This is a genomic window from Aquamicrobium sp. YD-1-mutant5 (assembly GCF_059509755.1).
Window position 1 is genome coordinate 192,364 of the sequence record NZ_JCAKKP010000005.1, and the last position, 25,696, is coordinate 218,059.

Below are 25,696 nucleotides of genomic sequence, written 5' to 3' on the forward strand. Positions count from 1 at the left end.
TCCGGCTTACGCCGCGTGCTGCGTACGGGCCTGCTTGCCCAGATCGTTGCGGGTTGTGGGACCGGCGGCGCGGATACGCTCGCGCAGCCTGAGGGGGCAGACGGTGCCGTCGACGATTTCCACGTCGATCAGATTGACATCGACCACGAGATTGCCTGCAAGGCCCTGCGCGCCGGCACTTTCCAGCGCGGCTTCGGCTTCCTTGTCCCCGGCGATTTCGGCCTCGGCAATGGTCTCGACCCATTCGCCATGCGCATACCAGACGACCTCGCCGTCGCTCAGCCGGTTTGCGGTCAGGATCTTCATGGTGCGGCCTCCTCCGAAACGCGCTGGCGGGACGGAACGGCAGCAAGCGCCTGCGAACGGCTGAAGTCGGCCCCCGCCACCGCGTCTCCGATGATGGTCATCACCGGGCCGGTCAGGTCGTGGCGCTCTTCCAGCGCGGGAAGATCGGCCAGCGTTCCGTGGAACCGGCGGCAACCCTGCAGGCTGGCATTCTCGACCACGGCGACCGCCGTATCCGGCGAAAGGCCGGCCTCAATCAGCCGTCCCGCAACTTCCGCCGCAACCGAGCGGCCCATATAGACGGCAACCGTCGCGCCAGAGATGGCGAGCTTCGCCCAGTCCGGCAGCGATCCGCCCTTGAGATCGTGGCCGGTGGTGAGCACCATGGACGAGGTGACGCCGCGCAGCGTCAGCGGCAGTTCAAAATCGGCGGCAGCGGCGAAGGCCGCGGTCACGCCCGGCACGACCTCATAGGAAATACCGGCCTCGCGCAGCGCGGCCATTTCCTCGCCGGCCCGGCCGAACACCAGTGGGTCGCCGCTTTTCAGGCGCACCACCCGCTTGCCCTCCCGGCCAAGCTCCACCAAAAGCGCGTTGATCTCAGACTGGCTCTTCGAGTGGCAGCCCTTGCGCTTGCCGACCGCGATACGCTCGGCGTCGCGACGGCCCATGGCCACTACGGCTTCGGGAACCAGCGCGTCATGCAGGATCACGTCTGCCTCCATCAGAAGGCGCTGGGCCCTCAGCGTCAGCAGGTCTTCCGCGCCGGGACCGGCGCCCACCAGCGCGACATGGCCGAAATTGCGCTCCGGATTGCCAAGCATGGCGGATGCCGCCGCATGGGCGCGGGAAACATCGCCGCCCGCCACGGCGCGTGCGGGCGCCCCTTCAAAGAACTCGCGCCAGAAACGGCGGCGCGGCAAGCCTTTGGGCAGCAGGCGCTCGGCCGCGTCGCGAAAGCCGACCGCCAGCGAGGCAAGCGTGCCGAGCGACGGCGACAGCATGCGGTCGATGCGCGCGCGGATCATCTGGGCGAGAACCGGCCCTGCCCCTTCAGTGCCGATGGCAATGGCGACCGGCGCACGGTTGACCAGCGCCGGGGTGAAGAAGTCGCACAGTTCCGGCCGGTCGACCGCATTGACGCTGATGCCGAGGGCACGGGCGTCTTCCACCACCCGGCGGTCGAGCTCCTCATCGCCGCTGGCCGCGAAGACGAGCGTCGCCCCCACGAGATGCGCGCGCGCGTATGCGTGCGAAATGTGGGCCGCGTGATTAGCGGAAATCCAGTCCAGCAAATCCTGGGATGCGTCGGGTGCGACGATCCGCAAAGCGGCGGATGACTGGCCGAGCAGCCTTGCCTTGGCAAGCGCTTCCTCGCCATCTCCGACGATGACGACGACTGCGCCTTCAACGCGCATGAAGACGGGAAAAGCGTTCAGCTTGGGAAAATCGTGCGGCATCGCGGTAAAACCCTGTACAGGCTGGTATTTCTAACCTGACAGGGGTTTGGAGCGAAGGAACGGGCTCGCGCCTGCCTTTGCGGCAGGCAATGTTTTTTGCCTCGAAACGCGCCTGAAAAGAAAATCATTCCAGCAGCGGCAACCGCGGCACGCTTTGCCGCGCGCCCCCCGGTGGGACGAGGGCTCAGACGTGCTGGCCGCCATTGATGTGGATTTCGGAACCCGTCACATAGGACGACTGGCCCGAGCACAGGAAGTAGATGATATCCGCCACTTCTGCCGTGGTGCCCAGACGCCTCAGCGGAATGGTCTCGACGATCTTCTCCGTGCCCGGCGACAGGATTGCCGTATCGATCTCACCCGGCGCGATGGCATTGACGCGAATGCCGTGCGGCCCGAAGTCATGCGCCATCTCTCGCGTCAGCGAGCCCAGCGCCGCCTTCGACGTGGCATAGGCCGTGCCGGCGAAAGGATGCACGCGCGTGCCGGCAATGGAGGTGACATTGACCACCGAGCCCCTGGCAGCGGCGAGTTCCTTGAACAACCCCCTTGCCAGCATGATCGGCGCGAAGAAATTCACCTGAAACACGTCGCGCCAAACATGCATGGGCGTGTCGAGCGAATCCATGCGCTGGTTCTTCGGCATCTTGGGCGAAATACCGGCATTGTTGACCAGCGCATTGAGCTGGCCGCCATTTGCTTCCAGCCTGTGACGGATTTCCGCCACCGCGATGCCGACATCCTCGGGATCGGCCAGATCAACCTTGATATGGTCTTCCGGCCCGGCCGGCCATGGGCAATTCTCCGCGAAAGCCTGCCGGGAGCAGGTGATGACGCGCCATCCTTCCATGGAGAAACGCTTCACCGTCGCATGGCCGATGCCGCGGCTGGCCCCGGTCAGAACGATGGTCTTCCTGCTGTCTGTATGCGTCACGACGAACCGACCCGTTGATGTATGAACAGACATCTAGCCGAACGCGAAGGTTCTGGCGAGAGCCACACGAGAGACAACTCTTGTCCGGAAAGGCGAAATATCAGCCGCCGGTCAGAATATCGAGGATCGACGCCGTGCCCTTCTTCATCGGCGCCCCGACCTCGCCCGGCGGGACCGGACGCCGGATCGAGGCCGTCGGTGCGCGATCAGATGGCATGGCAGGATGCGCGTTTCCGCCACCATTGCCGCCACCGGCGACAGGAACGGAGGGCCGCACGACCGCTGCGGGCGGAACCGGGGCCGCGCGCTGGACCGGCTCTGCCGGGCGCACGCTGACGGGGGCAGGTGCCGATACCGTTTCGGCCGGCTCGCCGATGGCAATCTCCGGAACGGCGGGAGCAACGGGCGCGCGCTGCCAGCCGCCCGGCAGGCGCGCTACCGGCACCCCCTCATGCGCGGCGACCATGAATTCGTGCCATGCCTGCGCCGGAAGCGCGCCGCCGGTGACGTTCTTCATAGGCCGCGCATCGTCATTGCCGAACCACACGCCGGTGGTGAGGTTGGCGGTATAGCCCACGAACCATGCGTCGCGCGAATTCTGGCTGGTGCCGGTCTTGCCGGCGGCCGGCCATGCGAAGGCCGCCTTGCGCGCCGTGCCGACCTCCACCGCGCCCGCCATCATCGAATTCATCATGCCGACGATCTCAGGCTTCAGCACACGCGGTGCGGAACCTCCGGTGAATTCATACAGCACCTTGCCTTTGGCATTGGCCACACGATTCACGAAATGCACCTGCGGGCGATAGCCGCCATTGGCGAAAGGCACATAGGCGGCGGTCAGTTCCAGCGGCGTCACTTCCGATGTGCCGAGCGCGATGGAAACGTTCTTCTGAAGATCAGACTGCACGCCCATGCGATTGGCGATCTCGATCACCGCCTGCGGGCCGACTTCCATGGCAAGCTGGGCGGCCACCGAATTCAGCGATTTGGCGAGCGCGGTCGACAGCGTGACCTTGCCATAATACTTGCCGCCGTAATTGACCGGCTTCCACTTGCCGATCTGGATCGGCGCATCGTTGCGCACGCTATCCGGCGTGCGCCCCGCTTCCAGTGCAGCGGCATAGACGAAGGGCTTGAAGGCCGAACCAGGCTGGCGTTTGGCGCCGGAGGCACGGTCGAACTGGCTGGTCGAATAATCGTAGCCACCGACCATGGCGCGCACCGCTCCGGAATTGTCGATGGAAACGAGAGCGCCCTGGCTGACGTCGAGCTTCTTGCCATTCTCGTCGATCAGCCGGCGGATCGATTTCTCGGCCTGCTTCTGAAGATCGAGATCGATGGTGGTGTCGACGATGATGTCGCCCTCCACCTCGCCGATCAGGTCGGGCAGCTCCTCCATGATCGTGTCGGCGACGTAGTTCTCCGAACCCGTCCAGTAGGAAGGCACGCGCGCGGCGGGCGCGCTCATGGCATGGGTCATTTCGCGAGAACTGACCAGCCCTTCATCCTGCATCGCGGCCAGCACGAGTTGCGAGCGTGCTTCCGCAGCCTTCGGGTCGCGCGCCGGCGACAGCCGTGACGGCGCCTTGAGCAACCCTGCCAGCAAAGCGGCTTCCGACAGGGTCACGTCGCGCGCGCTCTTGCCGAAATAGCGCCGCGATGCGGCCTCGACGCCGTAGGCTCCCGAACCGAAATAGACCCGGTTGAGATACATGGCCAGAATTTCGTCCTTGGTGTGCTTGTGTTCCAGCCACAGCGCCAGCAGCACCTCCTGCACCTTGCGCTCCAGCGTGCGGTCGGGCTTGAGGAACAGATTCTTGGCCAGCTGCTGGGTCAGCGTCGAGCCGCCCTGCGAGAGCCGCCCATGCATCAGGTTGGTGACCATCGCACGGCCGAGACCCAGCGGATCGATGCCGAAATGCGAATAGAAACGGCGGTCCTCGATGGCGATCACCGCCTTCGGAATATAGGCCGACATTTCCGAAAGGTGCACCGCCTCGCCGCCGCTCATGCCGCGATTGGCGATCAGCCGTCCGTCGACTGACACGATCTTGATGTTGGGCGCCCTGTCGGGGATCGACCATGTGGTGGCGGCCGGCATCTTGGCGCCGTAGTAGACGACCATGCCGGCAGCGGCGATGCCGGCCCAGATCGCCAGCACGAAGCACCAGTAGACCATGCGCATGAAGAGGCCGAACAGGCCACGGCGCCTGCCCCGCCCGCCGCGCGCGGAGCGCGCCTTTGAGGAACGCCGTGGCTTTTCTGCCCTGTCCGCCTTGCGCGAACGTGGCTTGCGGCTGGCAGGCACGACCCGATCCTCTTCACGCAGGGAGAAACCCGCAACGGAAGCGTCGCGCGCCGGTTCCCCGAAGCTTGGTTCGATGCGTCTGTTCCTGCGGTTCGCCATGCGCGATGCCGTACCTTCCCCCAGCCAATGGCGATGAGGTGAAGGTTAGTTAAGGCAATTTAAGGGCGGGTTAATTCCGGGAAAACCAATGTGCAGCATATTCAAATGCCTGGCTTTCATCCGTTGCCGCTCTGTTCACAATGGTTCAGTCAGCGAAACGGCTCTTTCGATCGGCGTCACGCAATTCATTGCACTGCGGCCGGAGGAAGAAATCCGGTGCGGGAAGAGCAGCCTTCACCCACCGGACCCTCAAGCGCAGGATCGGAATGACCATTTAAACAAAACGGCCAGACCGATCCGGGAAAGGCTCCAGAGCATTTTGCAGCCAGATGGAAACATCTGGCGTCGCATAAATGCGGCCAAAACAAAGAGATAGAGCATTTCTGCGGTTCAGGGAAAAGCAGATATGCTCTAAGCTGAAAGTTCTCTGCGGACGATTTCCGCGCCTGCGCTCAAAGCCTTCAGCTTGCCTGTCGCCACCTGACGAGACAGCGGCGCCATGCCGCAGTTCGTGCAGGGATAGAGTTTGTCGGCATCAACGAACTGCAGAGCCTTTCGCAGAGTTCTGGCGACCTCTTCCGGCGTCTCGATGGTATTCGTCGCCACGTCAATGGCACCCACCATCACCTTCTTACCTCGAATGAGTTCAATCAGGTCGATTGGAACATGCGAGTTGTGGCATTCCAGCGAGATCAGATCGACGCTGGATTTCTGGAGTTTGGGGAAGGACTCTTCGTACTGCCTCCACTCCGACCCCAACGTCGTTTTCCAGTCTGTATTGGCCTTGATGCCGTAGCCATAACAGATGTGCACCGCAGTTTCGCACCTGAGTCCTTCCATTGCCTTTTCGAGGGTCGCCACCCCCCAGTCATTCACCTCATCAAAGAAGACGTTGAATGCGGGCTCGTCGAACTGGATGATGTCGACGCCGGCAGCCTCCAGTTCCCTGGCTTCCTCATTGAGGGCTTTGGCGAACTCCCAGGCCAGTTTCTCACGACTTTTATAGTGGGCATCATAGAGCGTATCGATCATGGTCATCGGACCGGGCAGAGCCCATTTGATGGGCTGCGTGGTCTGCTGACGCAGGAATTTGGCATCTTCGACAAAAACCGGCTTCTGGCGGGAAACAGCGCCGACGACCGTCGGCACGCTCGCATCATAGCGATTGCGAATTCGGACCGTCTCACGCTTCTCGAAATCGACACCGTTGAGGTTTTCGATAAACGTCGTGACAAAATGCTGGCGCGTTTGCTCGCCGTCGCTGACGATGTCGATACCCGCCTGCCGTTGATCGTCCAGAGATAGGCGCAGAGCGTCCCGTTTGCCCTCGGCCAGTTCCTCGTCCTGCAGCTTCCATGGCGACCAGAGCTTCTCAGGTTCTGCAAGCCAGGAGGGTTTTGGCAGGCTGCCGGCTGTTGATGTAGGCAAGAGCGTTTTCAAGACAGATAACCTTTTGTTTCCGTTCAATCAAAGAGCGTAGCTGGCGGACCACTGTTGAAGAATGGCCCTGTATGGTTTGATGAAGTGCTCTTCGGCAAATTTTCCCTGCTCGATGGCCAGCCGGCTGCGTTCTTCGCGATCATAGACAATTCGGGTCAGCGAATAGTCCTGATGCTTCAGGCTTGGCTGATAGTGTGCCGCAGCAGCAGAATTGGCATTGTAGATCTCGGGCCGATAGATCTTCTGGAAAGTCTCCATCGTGCTGATGGTGCTGATCAGCTCCAGATTGGTGTAGTCACCCAGCAAGTCTCCGACAAAATAGAAGGCCAACGGCGCAACGCTGTTCGGAGGCATGAAATAGCGAACCTTCAACCCCATCTTTTTGAAATACAGATCGGTCGAAGATAGCTCGCCCTGCTGGTACTCAACGCCCAATACAGGATGATGGTTTTCTGTCCGGCGGTATGTCTTGCTGCTTGACGCGCTCAGGCAAATGACCGGAGGCTTGTTGAAATGCTCTTTATAGGCGTTTGAGTTCAGGAAGCACCTGAACAATTTTCCATGAAGGTCACCGAAATCATCGGGGATGCTGAATTCAGCCCGATCCTTGTTATGCGCCGGCAGGAGCACGCTGAAGTCATAGTCCCGCACGTAAGAGGAAAAATTATTCCCTACAATGCCCTCGATGCGCTCATTGGTCTTGTGATCAACGATAATCGTTTTCAATATTTCAATGAGCGGGAAGGCATCGCTGTCGCCTTCATCGCCAATGGTCATCTCAGCCGAAATGATCTCAAGCTCGACAGAATAACGATCGGCTTTGGGGTTGTCCCAATGCGCCAGTGCGTTGAACCTGTTGTCAATCATCCTCAGGGCATTGCGCAGGTTTTCCTGACGGTTCTCGCCCCGGGCCAGATTGGCGAAATTGGTCGTGATACGCGTGCTGTCCGCGGGACGATAATCCTCATCGAAACGAAGGCTCTTGAGGCGAAACGTGAAATCGTGATTCCTCGCGACCGGTCGGCGAGCGACCGACGGCGCCCCCGGGGAGGCATCGGAAATTGCGGTTTGAGACATGACTTACCCCAATAAGTTGGGGGCATGGGTCAGCGGACACATAGCAGGATCGGCCGCGACGCGGTCTCCGCTACGGCACACCGGGACACCCCGCCCGTGGACGTTATTTCGCCAAGGCAGGTCTCCTGGCTCACGGGTCAGCGCTGCTGTCCGTCTTCCCAGGGTTTCACCCCAGTGACATGCTGGACATCAACTCGCCGCTTACAGTTGCGGGGGCAGCTCCGGCTTTCCCGAAAAGACGAGGCACCGGCTTCCCTCTTAGCCCCGGCGCGTTGCGCGCAACGACCGGAGAACCTAGGCACGCGCACCTTCCTGCAATTCCAGTCCGAAGTCAATAGGACATAAAGGAATGCTTATATCTTTAAGTCGCAAATACCAATATCCGGTTCTTCGATGCCGGCATCTGAACAAAAAAAGCCCCGGCTGATTGCCGGGGCTTCGATTTCAGAGCCGTTCAGTGTTTCACGGAGTCATTGAACGGCTCTAAGTCTTTGGTTTGTCGCATTTCCGAACCGGAAAAGTGTTTCCACTTTTCCTGGAAACGCTCCAGAGAGAAACCAGATCAGAACTTGTAGTTGAAGCCAACCCGGACCGTATGGAAGTTGAACTTCCGGTCAATGTTGACATCAGCGCCACCGACGGTGTCCGAGAACACATTCGCCTTGCCGAGATCGGTGTAGAGATATTCCGACTTCACGGTCCAGTTGTCGGTCACGGCATATTCCGCACCCGCACCGACAGTCCAGCCGGTCTTCGTCTTCTTCACGCTTTCATTGAAGGCGGTACCGCCCAGATTGCCCTTGGCATAGCTCTTGGTTTCGCCATAGGCGAGACCACCCGTGGCGTAGACGAGGAAGCGGTCGGTCGCCGTATAACCGAGGCGGGCGCGAACCGTGCCGTACCAGTTCAGTTTCGTGCCGATGGCAGCATCAAGAGCGCCAGCGCCAGGCACATTGACGGAGATATTGGTTTCGCCCTTGACGTTTCCACCCTGGAAATCAGCTTCGACACCATAGACGATCTGATCAGCCTGGAAGTTCCAGCCCGCCTGAACGCCGCCAAGGAAACCGCTGGAGTTCATATTCAGCGAACCGCTGGCCAGTGTACCCGTCGTGTCGGTGACGCTGAACGGATGCTTTGCCTTGCCGCCGCCATAGCCAAGGTTGAAGCCGACATAACCGCCGGTCCAGCTATAGAAGGAAGCCGGAGCCACCGGAGCAGGCTCACTGTAAACAATCGCATCAGCAGCATAAGCGCCACCCGAAGCAAGAATGACAGAAACAGCAGCAAGAGAGAGAACTTTTCTCATGACAAAACCTCTTAGTTGAAATCGTGAAATTAACTTACGATCGTCATCGTAAAATGTCTGTAACATAAAAGACACATTTCGTTATGAAGATCAAAAGTCCATAAAATACAGATATTTGAATAGTTAACAATAAATTAAACATACACAAAACGAAGTGAAGCCACTCAGAGGAAAAAGTTTCTGAGTGGCACCGGATATAATCTTACCATAGGTAAAGATTATGCTTAATTCACCGCCCCACCGGGCATAACCTGCGCTGATTTACTATCAGCTCAGCGCGGAGGCAATTTTGTCCTTGAGAGCAAGGCGGCGGCGGCGCAGTTCCGTTTCGGCATCGTCGCTGATCGTATCGATACGCGTCTCGGACCTGTGTATCTGATCGTTGACGTCGTCATACTCTTCGAGGACACGGGCGAACTCCGGATCCTGTGCCTTGAGAGCATGGATTGCATCCAGCTTGCCGGGGAATTCTTCGCCAAGGGTATGCGGGGTGTTTGACATGTCGCCTCCTGTGGTTTGCTTCCCAAACATAGAAGGTAGGGCGTCGGCCCGGTTGATCAATGTCAAACAAATGGCTGACCCAGCGGAACATCGTATCGCAGGTCACAGCCTTCGCCGTGCGGGGCAGGCCCCCCAATGGCGCATGCAGAATTCCGGGTTGAGAGTTTGCCTTGCCTGTCGGTGATTTCAAAAAAACGCCGTCTTCGCCGCAGCACCAGCCCGCAGGATTGGGCGACTGCTGACGAGGCGGCACAAGATTTTGCGATTGAGCCGTGTCAGTGAACGGTTTCGAGCCCCAGCTTGCGGCGCAGACGCCCGGTCCGCTCCCTGAACATGGCATGGCGCTCGGCTTCACGCGTCGCGGCAAAAACCATCGAGAGCAACTGCTCTTTCTCGGTCTCGTCGAGAAGAGGCTTCAGGAATTCGGCCGTCTTGTCGATGACGGTCGGCACGTCGGCAACCTGATCGCTGGCCCATTTCGCATAGGCGATGGCTTCGTCGAGTTGCTTGTCGCTTCCCGCTATCAGGGCGATCTGCTCGCGCACGCGTGTCTCGATGATATCGGTCACCGGCCGGTCTTCCGCCGCTATCGCCATCACCACGGTGGCGGCAGCCGTAACAGGGTGATCGATGACTGCGACCGGTGCGATGGCGGCCTTCTTGCGCAGCTTGTTGCGCCGCATGTTGCCGCGCACCTTGCCGACGGCATCCGCCACCTCATTGGCGGCGTCGCTCATATATTTGAGCCGATACCACCAGAATGCCGCAGCCGCGAATATGCCGATAACGGCTACCAGTATGTGCATGATCAGGCCTCCATGCTTCGCCTATAGCGAAAACGGCGGCCGATCGACAAGACTGTCGGCGGATGAGGCGTCGCCTTCCGCCGGCGGTTACCCGCCAGCGGAAACGATACCGGAGGAAATGAAGGATGGCTGAAAGCGCCTTCCCGCCCCCCGAGAGAATCAGCGAACGACCAAAACCGGCACCTTGGAATGGGTCAGAACTTCCACCGTCTGGCTGCCCAGCAGCAGGCGGCCGAGGCCGCGCCGGCCGTGCGAAGCCATGACAATCAGATTGGCGTCTTTTTCCTCGGCAATCTCGATGATTGCATCGGCGGGCCAGCGGTCCGACAGATGCTCGACATCGGCCTTGATACCCATCTTTTCCGCCGCCGCGCGCGCCTTTTCCAGAATGCCGCCGGCGAACTCCTTCTGGCCTTCCTCGTAACGGGAAATATCATTCGGACCGGCAACCCAGCCCGAGGCTGTCGCGCCGGCAGCGACCGGGAAAGGCTCCGTAACCATCACGAAGGTGACCTTGGCGGACAAGGCCTTGGCCAGCGACAATCCATGATCGATGCCCTTCTGGGCAAGTTCCGATCCGTCGGTGGCGATGAGGATGTGGGTGTACATAGCTAAACCTCTTGTTGTGTCCTGTCAGAAAACCAGAGCCGCATAAGGCTCGCAAGTGCACAGACCGAACGGACAATGATGGCAGTTCATATCATGCGGAACCGCATGGCCTTGATGCAGGTCAAGTTTCGGGCCTGAGCCAAACGGCAGACAAGATGCTGCGCCGCAGGCGTATGCCGCGCCATTCCGATCACTTTCGGTTACAGGCATCCGTTTGCGGGAACCACGGCCGATCTGCGGCGTTAACCATCGATTCTCCACCAGTGTTTGATGTCGAGGGAGGTTGCCGATGGATCGCCTGCAGTTCTTTTCGCCTGTCCGCATCTCATTGGGGCGCGGCCAGCCCGTTCACACCATCGAAAATGTGACTGATGCGCTCGTTTTCCTGCGTGAATGGCCGATCGGCCGGCGTGGCCCTGTCTACCGGTGCGCCTTGAATTGTTGCGCAGCGGCAATGGCTGCCCAGATGAACGCGGAAGAAGCCCGCAAATCATTCGCCGGTTTCGCGCGCATCACCGGATTGCTGATCGACAGCGGCCCGGCGGCGCTGGTTGCAACCACGCGTTCGACGCTGCATCGCCCGACGACGTGAGCCGCTCACCGCGGAGCCTGCGCCCGAAGGATCAGACAAAAAAAGCCGCCCCGTGATCTTCACGATCACGGGGCGGCGCATGTTCATCAGTTCTGCTCGATGGAAACGCCGCCCTCATCGATCCTGAGTTCGACGCCGGCAGGTTTCGTTTCCTCCCGATAGACATAGATACCGAAACCGATCACGACAGCGATCAGCGCTCCAATGAGGAGATAAAGCGTATTTCTGTTCATCGACAAGCTTCCGGTCAGGCCGACTTCACCAGTCTGATCAGCAACAGCAGGATCACCGCGCCGATCACAGCATTGATGATGCTGCCAATGATGTCACCGCCGATATACAGACCGACGCGGGGCAGCAGCCAGCCGGCGATGAACGCGCCGACGATACCGACAACGATGTTGCCGAGCAGGCCGAAACCGTAGCCCTTGACGATCAGTCCGGCGAGCCAGCCCGCGATAGCGCCGACAATAAGAAAGATAATAAGACCTTCCGCACCCATGACATTCCCTCCATGAGAAATGGCCAGATCGAAGCGTTTCGCCCCGAATCGAACCGGGTTTCAACAAATGCAGGGTATGAGAATAAGCACACCACCGCCACCCCGTTACATTGGGCGGGGCGGACAGGCGTCAAGCCTTCGCGCTGCTATTCTTCGTCGCCGGCTTCATCAGAATTTTCATGATCCGAATTTTCCGGTCGCCAGCTGGCCGGTTCGACCTTCTTTTGCGTCTTTGAATCCGTATAGGCCCACCATGCCTGATCCTCAGCATCCCAGCGGGCAAGGGATTCGTTCATGACGCCGTCGCTGTCAGTCCAGTAAACGGTCACGCGCGAGCCGTCCTTCGGGGCGCTGGCGATGGGTTCACGCTCTGCCATATGGTTTTCCTCTCTGACTGAATGAGTATCCGGTGACGAAGCTGCAACGCGCTGCGCCACCGGACAGTTCCGGTACGACCCGGTTCTCAGCCCCTTTGTCAGCTATGCGCGAAGATATCCGTTTCTTCCCAGCCCATCAGATCGAGCTTCGAGCGTGTCGGCAGGAAGCGGAAGCAGGCTTCAGCTTCCTCCACCCGGCCATCGCGCTTCAGCCGGCCGGCCAGAACGTCGCGCAGACGGTGGAGATAGAGGACGTCCGAAGCCGCATATTCAAGCTGCTCGGGCGACAGCGTTTCCGCCGCCCAGTCGGAGGATTGCTGCTGCTTGGAGATGCTCACCCCCAGCAATTCGTTGCAGATATCCTTCAGCCCGTGACGATCGGTGTAGGTACGGGTCAGCCGCGAGGCGATCTTGGTGCAGAACACCGGCTCGGCCATGACACCGAAGGCGTTGTACAGCACCGCAATGTCGAAGCGCCCGAAGTGAAACAGTTTCGTCACCTTCGGATTGCTGAGCAGGCCGACGAGGTTCGGCGCCTCCTTCTGGCCGGCCGCGATCTGGATCACGTCTGCGGTGCCGTCGCCCGGCGAAATCTGCACCACGCACAAACGGTCGCGATGCGGATTGAGGCCGAGCGTCTCGGTGTCGATGGCCACCGCATCGACATCGTAATGGGCGAGATCGGGCAGATCGCCCTTGTGGAAACGGATCGTGCTCATGCCATCCTCACTTCGTCGTCAGCGCGGCGAGAATGCGCGCCCAGGAGCGCTGACCCTTGTGGAAGGAGGACAGCTCGTATTTCTCATTGGGCGAATGGATGCGATCGTCGGAAAGACCAAAGCCCACAAGCAGGGATTCCATGCCGAGATAGTTCTGGAAATCACCAACGATGGGGATCGACCCACCCATGGCGATCATCACCGCGGGCTTCGGCCATTCATCGGACAGCGCGTCCTTGGCCTTGGCGAGGAACGGCGAGTCGTAGGAAAGCTGGATTGCCGGCGAGCCGCCATGCTGGAGGAACTCCACGGAACAGTCGGCGGGAATGCGCTCCTCGACGAATTTGCGGAAGGCGGCACGAATTTTTGCCGGGTCCTGCTTGTGCACGAGGCGGAACGACACCTTGGCCGAGGCCTGCGACGCGATCACCGTCTTGAAACCCTTGCCGGTATAACCGCCGGTGATGCCGTTGAACTCCGCCGTTGGACGTGCCCAGACCAGTTCGAGAACCGAGCGGCCCTTTTCGCCCGACGGGATCGAAAGCCCCACCTGCCCGAGGAAGGTCTCGGCGGTTTCGCCCAGCGTCTCCCACGACTTCAGCACCTGCGAGGGCGTTTCCTCGACACCATCGTAGAAGCCGGGAATGGTGACCCGGCCATTCTCGTCATGGATGTCGGCAAGAACCCGCGACAGGATGCGGATCGGATTGGCGGCGGCACCGCCGAACTCGCCTGAATGCAGGTCACGATCGGCGGCATGGACGACCACCTCCTCGCCCACCAGTCCGCGCAGCGCGGTGGAGATGGCAGGCGTGTCACGGTCCCACATGCCGGTATCGCACACCAGCGCGAAATCGGCCTTCAGCTCTTCCGCATTGGCTTCAAGGAACGGCTTCAGCGACGGCGAGCCGCTTTCTTCCTCGCCCTCGAACAAAAGCGTGATGCGGCAGGGAAGGCCGCCATGCACCGCCTTCCAGGCGCGGCAGGCTTCCACGAAGGTCATGAGCTGGCCCTTGTCGTCGGCCGAACCGCGTCCGGTGATGACCTTGCGGCCGGGCTCGACTTCCTTCAGCGCCGGCGCGAAGGGGTCGTCATGCCACAGCTCCAGCGGATCGACCGGCTGCACGTCATAATGGCCATAGAACAGCACATGCGGGCTGCCTTCGGGACCTTCGTGATGGGCAACCACCATCGGATGGCCGGGCGTGTCGCGCACCGAGGCGTCAAAGCCGATGCTTTTGAGATCCTCGACCAGCCATTCGGCACCCTTGCGGCAGTCGGCGGCGAATTCAGGATCGGTCGAGATGGAGCGAATGCGCAGCAACGCAAACAGGCGATCGAGGCTCTCGTCGAGAGACTGGTCGAGTCGCTCAAGGACCGGGGCAAGAACGGGGGAAAGTTTGGACATGTTTTCAGGCCTTTCGATTCTGCGCGCAGCCTAAAGCTGTCGGATCGAAACGGAAAGGCAGTTGTTGGGGTGTCGGCACGACATCCGGAACCGAAAACAAAAAGAAGCGCCGCCGTGGCGGAGGGGGGAACCACGGCGGCTTTACTTCAAACGGTGCGGCAGCCCGGAGAGGGGGATAGGCTGCCGCATTCGTCCGGTAAGGCGGGGGACGGGCCTTGTTTCCGGACTTCGGCGAAAACTGCCGATGCATGCTATTTGTGGATCGGAAGATGGCGATTCAAGGGCACAAAGATTACAACTTTGTAACATGCCTGTGATGCAGCCATCCTCTGTCAGCAATGGCGTGCTCGGCGGGGCATAACCCGCCTTTGCGATGGACCGCAAGGCCCCGCCACGCTATCCATGCGGCATGAAAAAAGGCGATCATCTCTTTCTTGTCGACGGCTCGGGCTACATTTTCCGCGCCTATCACGCATTGCCACCGCTGACCCGTAAATCGGACGGATTGCCGACCAATGCCGTGCTCGGCTTCTGCAACATGGTGTGGAAGCTGATGCGCGACGCGCGCGACACCGATGTCGGGGTGACGCCGACGCATTTCGCCGTGATTTTCGACTATTCCTCGAAAACCTTCCGCAACGAGCTTTACCCGGAATACAAGGCCAACCGCTCGGCGCCGCCGGAGGATCTCGTTCCGCAGTTCGGGCTGATCCGCCACGCAACCCGCGCCTTCAACCTGCCCTGCGTGGAAATGGAGGGTTTCGAGGCCGACGATCTGATCGCCACCTACTGCCGCATGGCCGAGGAAGCAGGCGCCGACGCCACCATCATCTCCTCGGACAAGGACCTGATGCAGCTCGTCAGCTCCAGCGTCTCGATGTACGATCCGATGAAGGATCATCAGATCGGTATCCCCGAAGTCATCGAAAAATGGGGCGTGCCGCCGGAAAAGATGATCGACCTGCAGGCGCTGACGGGCGACTCGGTCGACAACATTCCCGGCATTCCCGGCATCGGTCCCAAAACCGCAGCCCAGCTTCTGGAACAATATGGCGACCTCGACACCTTGCTTGCCCGCGCCGGCGAGATCAAGCAGCCGAAACGGCGCGAGTCCATCATCGAAAATACCGAGAAAGCCCGCATGTCGCGCGAACTGGTGACGCTGAAGCGTGACGTTCCGGTGAATGAGGTGCCGGACGACTTTGCGCTCGAACCCGCCAACGGACCGAAGCTCGTCGCCTTCCTGAAGGCGATGGAGTTCACCACGCTGACGCGGCGTGTGGCCGAGGCAACAGGCACGGAGGCCAGCGAGGTCGAGGCAGCCGATGTGCCGGTGGAGCGTGCCGACACCGCCCACGGCCCGGACATGGATGAAGCGGCGTCCGGAACGGCGGATGAAGCCGAAACGGCTCCGGCGACGGACGAAGGCGATACCCCTGCCCGGCTTGCCGACCGGCGCGCCGAGGCGGCGACGACAGAAAAGATCGACGTCGACGCCTATCACACCATCACCGATCTTCAAACGCTGACGGACTGGATCGCTGAGGCCTTCGACAGTGGCGTGGTCGCCTTCGATACCGAAACCACCTCGCTCGACCCGATGCAGGCCGAACTGGTCGGCTTTTCCCTGGCTCCCCGGCCGGGCCGCGCGGCCTATGTGCCGCTTGGCCACAGGCAAGGCGCGGGCGACCTGCTGGGCGGCGGGCCAGTCGAGGGACAGTTGCCGGTACGCGAGGCGCTGGCAGCGCTCAAGCCCCTGATGGAAGCGCCCTCGGTGCTCAAGATCGCCCAGAACCTCAAATATGATCTGGTCGTGATGAGCCGTTACGGCGTCGATATCGCCCCCTATGACGACACCATGCTGCTTTCCTATGTGCTTGATGGCGGGGCGGCGCGCGGCCATGGCATGGATTCGCTCGCGGAAAAATGGCTCGGCCACAAGACCATCCAGTTCGGCGAGGTGGCCGGCACCGGCAAGAGCTTCATCGGCTTCGAGAATGTCGCCATCGACAAGGCCACCCGCTACGCAGGCGAGGATGCCGATGTAACGCTGCGCCTGTGGCAGGTGCTGAAGCCACGGCTGGCCGCCAAGGGCCTGGTGTCCGTCTATGAGCGGCTGGAACGCCCGCTGGTTCCGGTGCTGGCGCGCATGGAGCAGCGCGGAATCTCGGTCGACCGGCAGATCTTGTCGCGGCTTTCCGGCGAGCTGGCGCAGGGTGCGGCGGCGATCGAGGAGGAAATCTACGGCCTGATCGGAGAGCGCATCAACATCGGCTCGCCCAAGCAGCTCGGCGACATATTGTTCGGCCGCATGGGCCTGCCCGGCGGCTCGAAGACCAAGACCGGCCAGTGGTCCACCTCCGCGCAACTGCTGGAAGACCTCGCGGCGGAAGGCCATGAGCTGCCGCGCAAGATCGTGGACTGGCGTCAGCTCACCAAGCTGAAATCGACCTATACCGACGCCCTGCCCGGCTATATCAATCCGCAAACCGGCCGAGTGCATACCAATTTTGCAATGGCGGCGACCACGACGGGACGCCTCTCCTCCTCCGATCCGAACCTGCAGAACATTCCGGTGCGCACCGCCGAGGGCCGCAAGATCAGGACAGCCTTCGTCGCTGACAAGGGCTACAGGCTGGTCTCGGCCGATTACAGCCAGATCGAGCTGCGCGTGCTTGCCCATGTGGCCGACATCGCCCAGCTCAAGCAGGCATTCGCGGAAGGCGCCGACATTCACGCTACCACCGCCTCGGAAATGTTCGGTGTGCCGGTCGAAGGCATGCCCTCCGAAGTGCGCCGCCGCGCCAAGGCGATCAACTTCGGCATCATCTACGGCATTTCGGCCTTCGGCCTCGCCAACCAGCTTTCCATCCCGCGCGAGGAGGCAAGCGCCTACATCAAGAAGTATTTCGAGCGCTTTCCCGGCATCCGCGATTATATCGAGGAAACCAAGGCCTATGCGCGCGAGAACGGCTATGTGGAGACCGTGTTCGGCCGGCGCATACACTATCCGGAAATCCGCTCGCCCAACCCCTCGGTGCGCGCCTTCAACGAGCGCGCCTCGATCAATGCCCGCCTGCAGGGCACGGCGGCCGACATCATCCGCCGCGCCATGGTGCGCATCGAGCCGGCGCTGGCAGACGCGAAGCTTTCGGCCCGCATGCTGTTGCAGGTCCATGACGAACTGATCTTCGAGGTGGCCGACGACGAGGTCGAGGCAACCATTCCCGTGATCTGCGAGGTGATGGAAAACGCGCCGATGCCGGCGCGCGCCCTGTCGGTTCCGCTCAAGGTGGATGCGCGCGCCGCCCACAACTGGGACGAAGCGCATTGACCGTGGAAGCTTCGAGCCGGAAAGGGCGCTAGGGCCATGATGCTGAGGCGGCTCGCCGCCGCCGTCACCGACGTCATTCTCATGTTGACGATGGCGCTGTCGCCGCTGCTTCTGGCAGCCGCCTTTCTTCCCGGATACATGGACGCGCCTGCCGGACAGCCGCCGACACTCCTCATGGGCGCAACCCTTTTGTGGATGATCGTGGTGCTGCTCTGGTATTTTCCGGGCTTTGAAAGCAGCCGCCTGATGGCCACGCCGGGCAAGCTCCTGATGCGGCTGAAAGTGGTGCAGGCGAGCGGGCGAAAGCTGGAGTTCACACAAGCGCTCTACCGCATGGTCTTCGGGCCGCTGGCGCTGTGGTTCCTGCCGCTCTATCGGGACCGCATGTCGGGTGGCGCAAAAGTCATTGACCGCAGGGGATAGACTTGAGCGCCGGCCCTCACGCCGGCCTGTACTCCTGCAGCGCCTGCGCTTCGATGCGCTTGATCCAGCCGTCCTTGCAATCCGAGTAGGCATGCGAATCGTCCGGATGCGCATCGCGGCAGGCCTGCTTCAGGCGATCATATTCGGCAGCGATGTCTGCGTTCGCGCGCAGGTAATCGCGGAACGCCAGATGCCGTATGACTTCCGGCGAGCCTTCCAGATAGCAATGCGCCTGCACCAGCCGCTGGCCGCTTTTCGGGTCTGACTTCGTGCAGTAACGCCGCCCCGGCAGCCCGTATTCGCCCCACCATTCATAGCCCAGCGCCTCGATTGCGGGGCGGCAGGCATCGAACTCCTCCAGATCGCGCACCACTGGCAAAAGATCGAGGACAGGCTTGGCGTGGATGCCGGGAATGGAAGTCGAGCCGATATGATGCACGGCGACCACACACGAGCCCGCTGCCGCCGAAATGCGCTCCGCCTCCGCTCGCGCCAGTGCTGCCCATTGCGGATCATGAGCGACCAGATCGACCTTGATGGGTGGCGGCATTTTTCTGTCTCTTTCATCTGTTCTTAGTCAGTTCGGCATTTTTATACGCTGATTCCTCACCATGAAAGGCAGGACATGGCCTCCAGCAAATTGCGCATCGCGGTTCTCTTCGGCGGGCGCTCGGCCGAACATGACGTGTCGGTACTCTCTGCCACCAATGTCATGCGGGCGCTCGATCCCGCCAGATATGAGGCGGTTCCGGTTTTCGTCACCCGCGAAGGCCAATGGCTGCTGAGCAACTACGCAGACGGCGTACTGGCAAAGCCGGACAACGGCACGGAAGTCAGCCTCCTGCCCGGCGGCAAGGGCCGCATGCTGGCGATCCCGGGAACCGGCCAGCCGCATGAGGTCGAGAAAATCGACCTTCTGTTCCCGGTTCTGCATGGCCTGCATGGCGAGGACGGCGCGGTGCAGGGGCTGGCTGAGGTGGCGCGCGTGCCGCTGGTCGGCTGCGGTATCATCGGCTCGGCCAATGCGCTGGACAAGGACATAGCCAAGCGGCTGTTCAATGAAGCGGGCGTGCCCGCCGCGCGTTCCGTCACCATCCTGCCCGATGCGGCGCCCTCCTTCGCGGACCTCAGGGCGAAACTCGGACTGCCGCTGTTCATCAAACCGGCACGGCAGGGGTCTTCCGTCGGCGTCAGCAAGGTCTCTGATGAAACGGATTATCAGGCCGCGCTGACCGAAGGCTTCCGGCACGACACCAAGCTGCTTGCCGAGGAATTCATCGACGGCCGCGAGGTGGAATGCAGCGTGCTCGAAGCGCCGGACGGCAGCCTTTTCGTGTCCCGCACAGGGGAGATCGCACCGGCCGAAAGCCACGGTTTCTACACCTATGATGCCAAATATATCGACGCCGACGGCGCCGCGATCCGGGTTCCGGCGGAGCTTGCAGAGGGCGTTGAAGACGAGTTGCGCGCGCTGGCGGCCAGAGCTTTCCGCGCGCTCGGCTGCGACGGCATGGCGCGCGCCGACTTCTTCGTGACCGCGGACAGGCGCATCCTCGTCAACGAGCTCAACACCATCCCCGGCTTCACCGATATTTCCATGTATTCCAAGGCGATGGCGGCAAGCGGGGTCAGCTATCCGCAGATCATCGACCGGCTCGTGGCCCACGCTCTGGCGCGCTCGGCTCGTGAAATTTGAGCGCCGCCCAATAGCACATGAACATCACCAGCAGGCATGAGAAGGCGAAGCCTGCCATGGTCGAGCGCCCTGCGCGGTAGAGCAGGATCTCGACGATGAACAGGCCAAGGGCGGACGCGAGCATGAAGACGGTGAGGCCGAGCCGCATCCGCGGGTCGCGGACCTCGGCCTCAGCCGACGCGCTCGCTTCATAGCTGGCGCCGTAAAACACGCTCCGCTCCGAAGCATCTTCCGGCAAGGGTTCCGCCGGTTCTTCGCTCTGCCTGAACAGGCCGGCGCGGGCGATCACCAGTATCTCCACGATGACCGACAGGAACACCCAGACGAAGCCGATAAAAATGCCGGCAATGTCCTGCGGACCTTCCGTCATCAGGAGCAGATAGACGGCGATGCTGCCGAAGATGGCGGCGATGAAGGCGAACAGCGCGCAGACCAGATAGGCAACCCGCGCGCCGCCTTCCCCCGCCCGTTTTTTCGTCCCGCCCGCCATTATTCCGCGAAGGGCGCGTGGGCGAGCGGGGCAGCCGCCATCAGGCTCAGGCCGCCTTGCTGCGGCAGCTTTCGCAGATGCCGCGAAACTCGATGACCGCATGCTTCGGCGCAAAGCCGGTCGAGCGCACCCAGTCTTCCAGCCTGTGGCTGACATCATGATCGCACAATTCCGCCACCTGCCCGCAGGTATCGCAGATGGCGAATGTCGTCATGGAATGGCTGTGGTCATGCGGCTCGGCGCAGGCGACGAAGGCGTTGAGGCTTTCCAGCCGGTGGACCAGCCCTTCCTTTACCAGTGCATCGAGGGCTCTGTAGACCTGCAGCGGGGCGCGAAACCCCTTCTCGCGCAACTGGTCGAGCAGCGTATAGGCGCTGAGCGGCGCACCGGCCGCCTCGAGCTTTTCGAGCACCCACGACTGGTTCTTTGTGAGACTGCTTCTTACCGCCATAACCCTGCCTTGTCCGGCCGCGCGCAGGGACAGTTCCGCAACGCGCCTCCCCCTATGTAGTAATTATGTGGCTTAATGGCTACCGCCTGCCGGCAGGGGAAGAAATCGCGCGGCTTACTTGCGCGCAGGCCCCTCGCGCTCGGCTGAAGCCGCCCACAGATTGATGTCGGCATCGCGCGCATAGGTGTCGATCTCGGCAAGCTCCGCGTCCGAAAAATCGGGATTCACAAGCGCGCCCACGCAATCCTCGATCTGCTCGACGCGGCTCGCCCCGATCAGCGCCGACGTAACGCGCCCTCCCCGCAGCACCCATGCCAGCGCCATCTGCGCCAGCGTCTGCCCGCGCCGTTCGGCAATGGCGTTGAGCGCGCGGATATTGGCCAGCGTTTCCTCGTTGATGAAGGATTCGCGCAGCGATCCGCCCTTCTTCACCCGACTGTCCTGCGGAATGCCGGCGAGATATTTGGTGGTGAGCATGCCCTGCGCCAGAGGCGAGAACACGATGGAGCCGATGCCCAACCCATCCAGCGTGTCGAGCAGCCCGTCATCCTCCACCCAGCGGTTCAGCATCGAATAGCTGGGCTGGTGGATCAGGCAGGGCGTGCCCATCTGCCTGAGAATGTCGGCCGCCTCGCGGGTGCGCTGCGAATTGTAGGATGAGATCCCGACATAGAGCGCCTTGCCCGAACGCACTGCATGGTCGAGCGCGCCGCAGGTTTCCTCAAGTGGCGTATCGGGATCGAAGCGGTGCGAATAGAAGATGTCCACATAGTCGAGCCCCATCCGCCTGAGGCTCTGGTCGAGGCTGGCCAGCACATATTTGCGGCTGCCCCACTCGCCATAGGGGCCGGGCCACATGTCGTAGCCGGCCTTGGTCGAGATGATGAGCTCGTCGCGATAGCCGGAAAGATCGCTGCGCAAAATCTCGCCGAAAGCCGTTTCGGCAGCGCCCTTGGGCGGCCCGTAATTGTTGGCGAGATCGAAATGGGTGATGCCGAGATCGAACGCCCTGCGCACCAGCGCCTGATGCGTGACATGGGGCGTCGTATCGCCGAAATTCTGCCACAACCCGAGCGAGATCGCCGGCAGCTTCAGGCCGGAGCGCCCGCAGCGGTTGTAAATCATCGTCTCATAGCGGTCGGAAGCGGGAATGTAAGCCATATCCTCTCTTAACCCATCACCCGCCCGTAGGGAATGACCGGCTTTCGCGATATGAACCGATTGAAAAACCCGGCAAGGTCTGTGAAGACAGTTCCGCGCGACCTCGCGAGCAAGGAGACAATCATGCCGACCACGATGAAGGGCCCCGCGATCTTCCTGGCACAGTTCGCCGGTGAAGAAGCCCCGTTCAACTCGCTTCCCGACATCGCGTCATGGGCGGCGGGGCTCGGCTACGAAGGCATCCAGATCCCGAGCGGCGATGCGCGCCTGTTCGATCTTCGCCGCGCCGCCACCTCGAAGGACTATTGCGACGAGGTCAGGGGCATCTGCGCCGAAGCAGGCGTCGAGATCACCGAGTTGTCCACCCATATTCAGGGCCAGCTCGTGGCCGTGCATCCGGCCTATGATGCGCAATTCGATTCCTTCGCGCCCGAGCAGGTACGCGGCAATCCGAAGGCGCGGCAGGAATGGGCCGTGGAGCAGATGCTTCTGGGTGCAAAAGCCTCGCGCAATCTTGGGCTCGACGTGTCGGTGAGCTTCACCGGCGCGCTGGCCTTTCCCTATCTCTATCCGTGGCCGCAGCGCCCCGCCGGTCTGGTGGAGGAAGCCTTTGCCGAGCTCGGGCGGCGCTGGAAACCCATTCTCGATGCCTATGAGGAACAGGGCGTCGACATCGGCTTTGAAATCCATCCGGGCGAAGACGTGTTCGACGGCGCCACCTTCGAGATGTTCCTCGAAGCGGTCGGCGGGCACAAACGCTGCGCCATCAACTACGACCCCTCGCACTTCCTGCTGCAGCAGCTCGACTATCTGGCCTTCATCGACATCTATCATGAGCGCATCCGCGCCTTCCACGTCAAGGACGCCGAGTTCAACCCGAACGGGCGGCAGGGCGTCTATTCGGGCTATCAGGGCTGGATCGACCGCGCCGGCCGCTTCCGCTCGCTGGGCGATGGGCAGGTCGATTTCGCGGGCATCTTCTCCAAACTGGCCCAATATGGCTATGATCGCTGGGCCGTGCTGGAATGGGAATGCTGCCTGAAGCATCCGGAAGACGGCGCGGCGGAAGGCGCACCCTTCATCCGCGACCACATCATCCGCGTGACCGACAAGGCTTTCGACGATTTCGCCGCCAGCACCACCGACCGCAAGCTGCTGCGCGCCATGATGGGCATCTGAGAAGGAGGACGGTATGGCGAGCGACAGGATTCAGGGTCCGATCCGCTACGGCCCAATTCGCTACGGAATGGTGGGCGGCGGTCAGGGCGCCTTCATCGGCGGCGTGCATCGCATCGCCGCGCGCATGGATGGCGAGTTCGTGCTGGTGGCCGGCGCGCTGTCCTCCAATCCCGAACGCGCCAGGGCGTCCGCAGAAGAACTGGGGCTCGCCCCCGAACGCAGCTATGCGTCCTATGCCGAGATGGCGAAAGCCGAGGCGAAGCGCCCGGACGGCATCGAGGCCGTGTCCATCGTCACGCCGAACAACCACCACTTCCCCGCTGCCAAGGCCTTTCTGGAAGCCGGCATCCATGTCATCTGCGACAAGCCGCTGGCCACCACGCTGGCCGAAGCGAAAAAGCTTGCCGCACTCGTGGAGAAAAGCGGAAAACTGTTCGTGCTCACCCACAACTACACCGCCTATCCGATGGTGCGGCAGGCACGCGAGATGGTGGCAAATGGTGCGCTGGGTGACATTCGCCTCGTGCAGGTCGAGTACCCGCAGGACTGGCTGACCGAGGACGTTTCGGCCGAAGGCAACAAGCAGGCGTCGTGGCGTTCGGACCCGAAGCAGGCCGGAGCCGGCGGCGCGACTGGCGATATCGGCACCCATGCCTACAATCTCGCCCGCTTCGTCACCGGGCTGGAGCTGGACAGCCTTGCCGCCGATCTCGACGCCTTCGTGCCCGGCCGCCTGCTGGACGACAATCTCAACGTGCTGTTGCGCTTCAGGGCAAAAGGCAACGCCCCGCCCGCCAAGGGCATGCTGTGGGCGAGCCAGGTCGCGCCGGGGCATGAGAACGGGCTGAAGCTCAGGATCTACGGCTCGAAGGGCGGGCTGGAATGGGTGCAGGCCGACCCGAACTATCTGTGGCACACGCCCTTCGGCGAGGCTAAACGCCTGCTGACGCGCGGCGGAGCGGGCGCGCTTGTCGCTGCCAGTCGCCTGACCCGCATTCCCGCCGGCCACCCGGAAGGTTATCTGGAAGGGTTCGCCAACCTCTATCGCGAGGCGGCAGCCGCGATCCGCGCGGCCCGCAATGGCCGCAAGCCGCCAAAGGACGTTGTCTTCCCCACGGTCCATGACGGAGTCGAGGGCATGGCCTTCATCGAAGCCTGTGTGAAATCCTCGAAGAAAAACGGGGCGTGGACGAAGCTCTGAGCGGCGACAAAGTGGCTGCTTGCCCGTGCGACAGGTTATGGTAGGTCTGGCATTGATCAGCCGGAGACGGGCTCAGGTGAAAGCAGGACGCAAAACAGTGAACATGGCCGTGGCTTTCGCCGCAGCCTGGTTCCTTGCGCTCCAATCCCTGCTCGGCGCCTATGCCATGGCTGCCGGTCCACAGCGCCTGCAACTCGACGCCTTCGGCAACGTCATCTGCACCCATGAGGGCATTGGCGAGCTTCCTGACGGCTCGCAGCCTGCCCATATGCCGGATTGCTGCGTGCTCGGCTGCAATCTCGCAGCACCTCTGCTGGCCAGCCCGCCGGCACCCGTGGCCCTCGAAACCGGATTCGGCTTCCAGACACTGAGCTTCGGCACCGGCGCGCCGGATCATCTGTCCTTTGCGCGCCAGCGCTCGCCGGCCAATCCCCGCGCACCTCCGCAAACTGCATGATCCAGAGCATTTCCGGTGAAAAAAGATCACCTCCAATGCTCTGCCTCTTTGTTTCTACGCAGTTCCTGACGCAAACCATTTCGCACTTTTTCTGGAACTGCTCTAACCGGCGCCCGCGAGGTCGCCGCCCATCATGCAATTTTTCGCGCCATCAGTTGCGCACCAGTTTCGGAGAAGATCCAATGTCCCGTTCGCACGTACCCGCACGCGCCACCCTCACCCGTCGCGGCCTTGCTGCCCTCGCCTTTGGCGTCATGCTGCCGCTGGCAATGTCCATGGCCCCGGCCTCCGCGCATGAATACAAGCTCGGCGAGCTTGAAATCGGCCACCCATGGTCACGCGAGACCCCGGCCGGCGCCAAGGTGGCCGGCGGGTACCTGACCGTCACCAATCATGGCAAGGAAGCCGACCGCCTGATCGCCGTTTCCTCCGATATATCGGAAAAGGGCGAAATCCATGAAATGGCCGTCAATGACGGCGTCATGACCATGCGCCAGCTGCCCGACGGGCTGGAAGTCGCGCCCGGCGAAAAGGTCGAGCTGAAGCCCGGCTCCTATCACCTGATGTTCATGGGCCTGAAGGCGCAGCCGAAGAAGGGCGAAAGGTTCGCTGGAACCCTCACCTTCGAAAAGGCAGGCAAGGTCGATGTGGAATTCGCGGTCGATGCCATGGGCGGCGAACCCGAGCACCATGGCGATCATGGCAGCCACGGTGCCGAAGACGGGCACAGCGGCCACTAGGCTCGAAACTCAATTGAGCTTGCTGTTGGTGTAAGTGTCTGATTCCTTGCCGTTCGGAGGTGTTCGGATGGCAAGGAAGCGGGATGTTTATTGGCTGTCGGACGCGGAGTGGGAGGCGATCCAGCCTCACCTTCCCAT

At 61.7% G+C, this 25,696-nt stretch carries 27 protein-coding genes and 1 riboswitch; of the genes, 8 read left to right on the forward strand and 19 right to left on the reverse strand.

Features of this window, described 5'->3' with window-relative positions; translation table 11 throughout:
- Nucleotides 1-6: 6 nt before the first annotated feature.
- The 10 genes from AC5XE7_RS10865 to AC5XE7_RS10910 all read right to left on the reverse strand — a co-directional run bounded on the left by AC5XE7_RS10865 (nt 7) and on the right by AC5XE7_RS10910 (nt 10,828).
- Complete coding sequence (locus tag AC5XE7_RS10865; protein WP_495366023.1) at nt 7-306, reverse strand: DUF2849 domain-containing protein; 300 nt, start codon at nt 304-306, stop codon at nt 7-9.
- Nucleotides 303-1,745, reverse strand: a complete 1,443-nt coding sequence (gene cysG / locus AC5XE7_RS10870; protein ID WP_495366024.1) for a siroheme synthase CysG — start codon at nt 1,743-1,745, stop codon at nt 303-305. The genes AC5XE7_RS10865 and cysG overlap by 4 nt, the downstream gene beginning before the upstream one ends.
- Nucleotides 1,746-1,929: 184 nt before the next feature.
- On the reverse strand, nt 1,930-2,679 hold the full coding sequence (locus AC5XE7_RS10875; protein WP_183831916.1) for an SDR family NAD(P)-dependent oxidoreductase: 750 nt from the start codon (nt 2,677-2,679) through the stop codon (nt 1,930-1,932).
- 100 nt (nt 2,680-2,779) lie between these two features.
- A complete protein-coding gene (locus AC5XE7_RS10880) occupies nt 2,780-5,086 on the reverse strand; it encodes a transglycosylase domain-containing protein (protein WP_495366025.1) in 2,307 nt (768 codons plus the stop codon).
- A 411-nt stretch (nt 5,087-5,497) separates the two neighbouring features.
- A complete protein-coding gene (locus AC5XE7_RS10885; protein WP_495366026.1) occupies nt 5,498-6,526 on the reverse strand; it encodes a methionine synthase in 1,029 nt (342 codons plus the stop codon).
- A gap of 27 nt (nt 6,527-6,553) precedes the next feature.
- Entirely contained in the window at nt 6,554-7,603 is a 1,050-nt protein-coding gene (locus AC5XE7_RS10890) for a DUF1852 domain-containing protein (RefSeq protein ID WP_495366027.1), read from the reverse strand.
- Between the two features lie 98 nt (nt 7,604-7,701).
- Nucleotides 7,702-7,916, reverse strand: a riboswitch (cobalamin riboswitch).
- A 249-nt stretch (nt 7,917-8,165) separates the two neighbouring features.
- Nucleotides 8,166-8,912, reverse strand: a complete 747-nt coding sequence (locus AC5XE7_RS10895) for an outer membrane protein (RefSeq protein WP_495366028.1) — start codon at nt 8,910-8,912, stop codon at nt 8,166-8,168.
- Between the two features lie 267 nt (nt 8,913-9,179).
- The gene (locus AC5XE7_RS10900; RefSeq protein WP_183831921.1) at nt 9,180-9,413 is read right to left on the reverse strand and encodes an HP1242/YdcH family protein; all 234 of its coding nucleotides are present in this window, start codon (nt 9,411-9,413) and stop codon (nt 9,180-9,182) included.
- 275 nt (nt 9,414-9,688) lie between these two features.
- Complete coding sequence (locus tag AC5XE7_RS10905; RefSeq protein ID WP_183831922.1) at nt 9,689-10,219, reverse strand: hypothetical protein; 531 nt, start codon at nt 10,217-10,219, stop codon at nt 9,689-9,691.
- 159 nt (nt 10,220-10,378) lie between these two features.
- The gene (locus tag AC5XE7_RS10910) at nt 10,379-10,828 is read right to left on the reverse strand and encodes a universal stress protein (RefSeq protein ID WP_495366029.1); all 450 of its coding nucleotides are present in this window, start codon (nt 10,826-10,828) and stop codon (nt 10,379-10,381) included.
- Between the two features lie 289 nt (nt 10,829-11,117).
- On the opposite strand from AC5XE7_RS10910, the gene AC5XE7_RS10915 reads away from it, so the two are divergent.
- The gene (locus tag AC5XE7_RS10915) at nt 11,118-11,420 is read left to right on the forward strand and encodes a DUF982 domain-containing protein (protein WP_495366030.1); all 303 of its coding nucleotides are present in this window, start codon (nt 11,118-11,120) and stop codon (nt 11,418-11,420) included.
- A gap of 86 nt (nt 11,421-11,506) precedes the next feature.
- Here AC5XE7_RS10915 and AC5XE7_RS10920 read toward each other — a convergent pair whose 3' ends face one another.
- The 5 genes from AC5XE7_RS10920 to AC5XE7_RS10940 form a co-directional block, all read right to left on the reverse strand.
- Nucleotides 11,507-11,653 carry a hypothetical protein gene (locus tag AC5XE7_RS10920; RefSeq protein ID WP_495366031.1) on the reverse strand — a complete coding sequence of 49 codons (147 nt, stop codon included), beginning with the start codon at nt 11,651-11,653 and terminating at the stop codon, nt 11,507-11,509.
- 14 nt (nt 11,654-11,667) lie between these two features.
- Nucleotides 11,668-11,922 (reverse strand): GlsB/YeaQ/YmgE family stress response membrane protein, encoded by a 255-nt coding sequence (locus AC5XE7_RS10925; protein WP_495366032.1) that lies wholly within the window; start codon nt 11,920-11,922, stop codon nt 11,668-11,670.
- 146 nt (nt 11,923-12,068) lie between these two features.
- On the reverse strand, nt 12,069-12,359 hold the full coding sequence (locus tag AC5XE7_RS10930) for a hypothetical protein (protein ID WP_495366033.1): 291 nt from the start codon (nt 12,357-12,359) through the stop codon (nt 12,069-12,071).
- Nucleotides 12,360-12,397: 38 nt separating this feature from the next.
- On the reverse strand, nt 12,398-13,018 hold the full coding sequence (locus AC5XE7_RS10935) for a ribonuclease D (RefSeq protein ID WP_495366034.1): 621 nt from the start codon (nt 13,016-13,018) through the stop codon (nt 12,398-12,400).
- A gap of 7 nt (nt 13,019-13,025) precedes the next feature.
- On the reverse strand, nt 13,026-14,426 hold the full coding sequence (locus tag AC5XE7_RS10940) for a M20/M25/M40 family metallo-hydrolase (RefSeq protein WP_495366035.1): 1,401 nt from the start codon (nt 14,424-14,426) through the stop codon (nt 13,026-13,028).
- A 409-nt stretch (nt 14,427-14,835) separates the two neighbouring features.
- On the opposite strand from AC5XE7_RS10940, the gene polA reads away from it, so the two are divergent.
- Both polA and AC5XE7_RS10950 read left to right on the forward strand, forming a co-directional pair.
- Nucleotides 14,836-17,760 carry a DNA polymerase I gene (gene polA, locus AC5XE7_RS10945; protein WP_495366036.1) on the forward strand — a complete coding sequence of 975 codons (2,925 nt, stop codon included), beginning with the start codon at nt 14,836-14,838 and terminating at the stop codon, nt 17,758-17,760.
- Between the two features lie 36 nt (nt 17,761-17,796).
- A complete protein-coding gene (locus tag AC5XE7_RS10950; RefSeq protein WP_495366037.1) occupies nt 17,797-18,183 on the forward strand; it encodes an RDD family protein in 387 nt (128 codons plus the stop codon).
- Nucleotides 18,184-18,199: 16 nt separating this feature from the next.
- Here the strand turns inward: AC5XE7_RS10950 and AC5XE7_RS10955 are convergent, their stop codons facing one another.
- The gene (locus tag AC5XE7_RS10955) at nt 18,200-18,733 is read right to left on the reverse strand and encodes a GrpB family protein (protein WP_495366038.1); all 534 of its coding nucleotides are present in this window, start codon (nt 18,731-18,733) and stop codon (nt 18,200-18,202) included.
- A 75-nt stretch (nt 18,734-18,808) separates the two neighbouring features.
- On the opposite strand from AC5XE7_RS10955, the gene AC5XE7_RS10960 reads away from it, so the two are divergent.
- Complete coding sequence (locus AC5XE7_RS10960) at nt 18,809-19,879, forward strand: D-alanine--D-alanine ligase family protein (protein ID WP_495366039.1); 1,071 nt, start codon at nt 18,809-18,811, stop codon at nt 19,877-19,879.
- Here the strand turns inward: AC5XE7_RS10960 and AC5XE7_RS10965 are convergent.
- From AC5XE7_RS10965 to mgrA, 3 genes are all read right to left on the reverse strand, one after another.
- Nucleotides 19,827-20,369, reverse strand: a complete 543-nt coding sequence (locus tag AC5XE7_RS10965) for a hypothetical protein (RefSeq protein WP_495366040.1) — start codon at nt 20,367-20,369, stop codon at nt 19,827-19,829. The genes AC5XE7_RS10960 and AC5XE7_RS10965 overlap by 53 nt on opposite strands.
- Before the next feature lie 46 nt (nt 20,370-20,415).
- Entirely contained in the window at nt 20,416-20,820 is a 405-nt protein-coding gene (locus tag AC5XE7_RS10970; protein ID WP_495366041.1) for a Fur family transcriptional regulator, read from the reverse strand.
- A 114-nt stretch (nt 20,821-20,934) separates the two neighbouring features.
- Nucleotides 20,935-21,981 carry an L-glyceraldehyde 3-phosphate reductase gene (gene mgrA / locus AC5XE7_RS10975; protein WP_495366042.1) on the reverse strand — a complete coding sequence of 349 codons (1,047 nt, stop codon included), beginning with the start codon at nt 21,979-21,981 and terminating at the stop codon, nt 20,935-20,937.
- Nucleotides 21,982-22,104: 123 nt separating this feature from the next.
- On the opposite strand from mgrA, the gene AC5XE7_RS10980 reads away from it, so the two are divergent.
- From AC5XE7_RS10980 to AC5XE7_RS10995, 4 genes are all read left to right on the forward strand, one after another.
- A complete protein-coding gene (locus AC5XE7_RS10980; RefSeq protein ID WP_495366043.1) occupies nt 22,105-23,160 on the forward strand; it encodes a sugar phosphate isomerase/epimerase family protein in 1,056 nt (351 codons plus the stop codon).
- A gap of 13 nt (nt 23,161-23,173) precedes the next feature.
- On the forward strand, nt 23,174-24,361 hold the full coding sequence (locus tag AC5XE7_RS10985; RefSeq protein WP_495366044.1) for a Gfo/Idh/MocA family protein: 1,188 nt from the start codon (nt 23,174-23,176) through the stop codon (nt 24,359-24,361).
- A 103-nt stretch (nt 24,362-24,464) separates the two neighbouring features.
- A complete protein-coding gene (locus tag AC5XE7_RS10990; protein WP_495366055.1) occupies nt 24,465-24,818 on the forward strand; it encodes a DUF2946 family protein in 354 nt (117 codons plus the stop codon).
- A gap of 182 nt (nt 24,819-25,000) precedes the next feature.
- Nucleotides 25,001-25,558 (forward strand): copper chaperone PCu(A)C, encoded by a 558-nt coding sequence (locus AC5XE7_RS10995; protein ID WP_495366045.1) that lies wholly within the window; start codon nt 25,001-25,003, stop codon nt 25,556-25,558.
- Nucleotides 25,559-25,696 lie beyond the last annotated feature (138 nt).

What these genes read in the sequence shown, in the direction of transcription:
- AC5XE7_RS10865 (WP_495366023.1), bottom strand. Translation starts at nt 306, where the DNA reads ATGAAGATCCTGACCGCAAACCGGCTGAGCGACGGCGAGGTCGTCTGG.
- cysG (WP_495366024.1), bottom strand. Translation starts at nt 1,745, where the DNA reads ATGCCGCACGATTTTCCCAAGCTGAACGCTTTTCCCGTCTTCATGCGC.
- AC5XE7_RS10880 (WP_495366025.1), bottom strand. Translation starts at nt 5,086, where the DNA reads ATGGCGAACCGCAGGAACAGACGCATCGAACCAAGCTTCGGGGAACCG.
- AC5XE7_RS10890 (WP_495366027.1), bottom strand. Translation starts at nt 7,603, where the DNA reads ATGTCTCAAACCGCAATTTCCGATGCCTCCCCGGGGGCGCCGTCGGTC.
- AC5XE7_RS10895 (WP_495366028.1), bottom strand. Translation starts at nt 8,912, where the DNA reads ATGAGAAAAGTTCTCTCTCTTGCTGCTGTTTCTGTCATTCTTGCTTCG.
- AC5XE7_RS10900 (WP_183831921.1), bottom strand. Translation starts at nt 9,413, where the DNA reads ATGTCAAACACCCCGCATACCCTTGGCGAAGAATTCCCCGGCAAGCTG.
- AC5XE7_RS10905 (WP_183831922.1), bottom strand. Translation starts at nt 10,219, where the DNA reads ATGCACATACTGGTAGCCGTTATCGGCATATTCGCGGCTGCGGCATTC.
- AC5XE7_RS10910 (WP_495366029.1), bottom strand. Translation starts at nt 10,828, where the DNA reads ATGTACACCCACATCCTCATCGCCACCGACGGATCGGAACTTGCCCAG.
- AC5XE7_RS10915 (WP_495366030.1), top strand. Translation starts at nt 11,118, where the DNA reads ATGGATCGCCTGCAGTTCTTTTCGCCTGTCCGCATCTCATTGGGGCGC.
- AC5XE7_RS10920 (WP_495366031.1), bottom strand. Translation starts at nt 11,653, where the DNA reads ATGAACAGAAATACGCTTTATCTCCTCATTGGAGCGCTGATCGCTGTC.
- AC5XE7_RS10925 (WP_495366032.1), bottom strand. Translation starts at nt 11,922, where the DNA reads ATGGGTGCGGAAGGTCTTATTATCTTTCTTATTGTCGGCGCTATCGCG.
- AC5XE7_RS10935 (WP_495366034.1), bottom strand. Translation starts at nt 13,018, where the DNA reads ATGAGCACGATCCGTTTCCACAAGGGCGATCTGCCCGATCTCGCCCAT.
- AC5XE7_RS10940 (WP_495366035.1), bottom strand. Translation starts at nt 14,426, where the DNA reads ATGTCCAAACTTTCCCCCGTTCTTGCCCCGGTCCTTGAGCGACTCGAC.
- polA (WP_495366036.1), top strand. Translation starts at nt 14,836, where the DNA reads ATGAAAAAAGGCGATCATCTCTTTCTTGTCGACGGCTCGGGCTACATT.
- AC5XE7_RS10950 (WP_495366037.1), top strand. Translation starts at nt 17,797, where the DNA reads ATGATGCTGAGGCGGCTCGCCGCCGCCGTCACCGACGTCATTCTCATG.
- AC5XE7_RS10955 (WP_495366038.1), bottom strand. Translation starts at nt 18,733, where the DNA reads ATGCCGCCACCCATCAAGGTCGATCTGGTCGCTCATGATCCGCAATGG.
- AC5XE7_RS10960 (WP_495366039.1), top strand. Translation starts at nt 18,809, where the DNA reads ATGGCCTCCAGCAAATTGCGCATCGCGGTTCTCTTCGGCGGGCGCTCG.
- AC5XE7_RS10965 (WP_495366040.1), bottom strand. Translation starts at nt 20,369, where the DNA reads ATGGCGGGCGGGACGAAAAAACGGGCGGGGGAAGGCGGCGCGCGGGTT.
- AC5XE7_RS10970 (WP_495366041.1), bottom strand. Translation starts at nt 20,820, where the DNA reads ATGGCGGTAAGAAGCAGTCTCACAAAGAACCAGTCGTGGGTGCTCGAA.
- mgrA (WP_495366042.1), bottom strand. Translation starts at nt 21,981, where the DNA reads ATGGCTTACATTCCCGCTTCCGACCGCTATGAGACGATGATTTACAAC.
- AC5XE7_RS10980 (WP_495366043.1), top strand. Translation starts at nt 22,105, where the DNA reads ATGCCGACCACGATGAAGGGCCCCGCGATCTTCCTGGCACAGTTCGCC.
- AC5XE7_RS10985 (WP_495366044.1), top strand. Translation starts at nt 23,174, where the DNA reads ATGGCGAGCGACAGGATTCAGGGTCCGATCCGCTACGGCCCAATTCGC.
- AC5XE7_RS10990 (WP_495366055.1), top strand. Translation starts at nt 24,465, where the DNA reads ATGGCCGTGGCTTTCGCCGCAGCCTGGTTCCTTGCGCTCCAATCCCTG.
- AC5XE7_RS10995 (WP_495366045.1), top strand. Translation starts at nt 25,001, where the DNA reads ATGTCCCGTTCGCACGTACCCGCACGCGCCACCCTCACCCGTCGCGGC.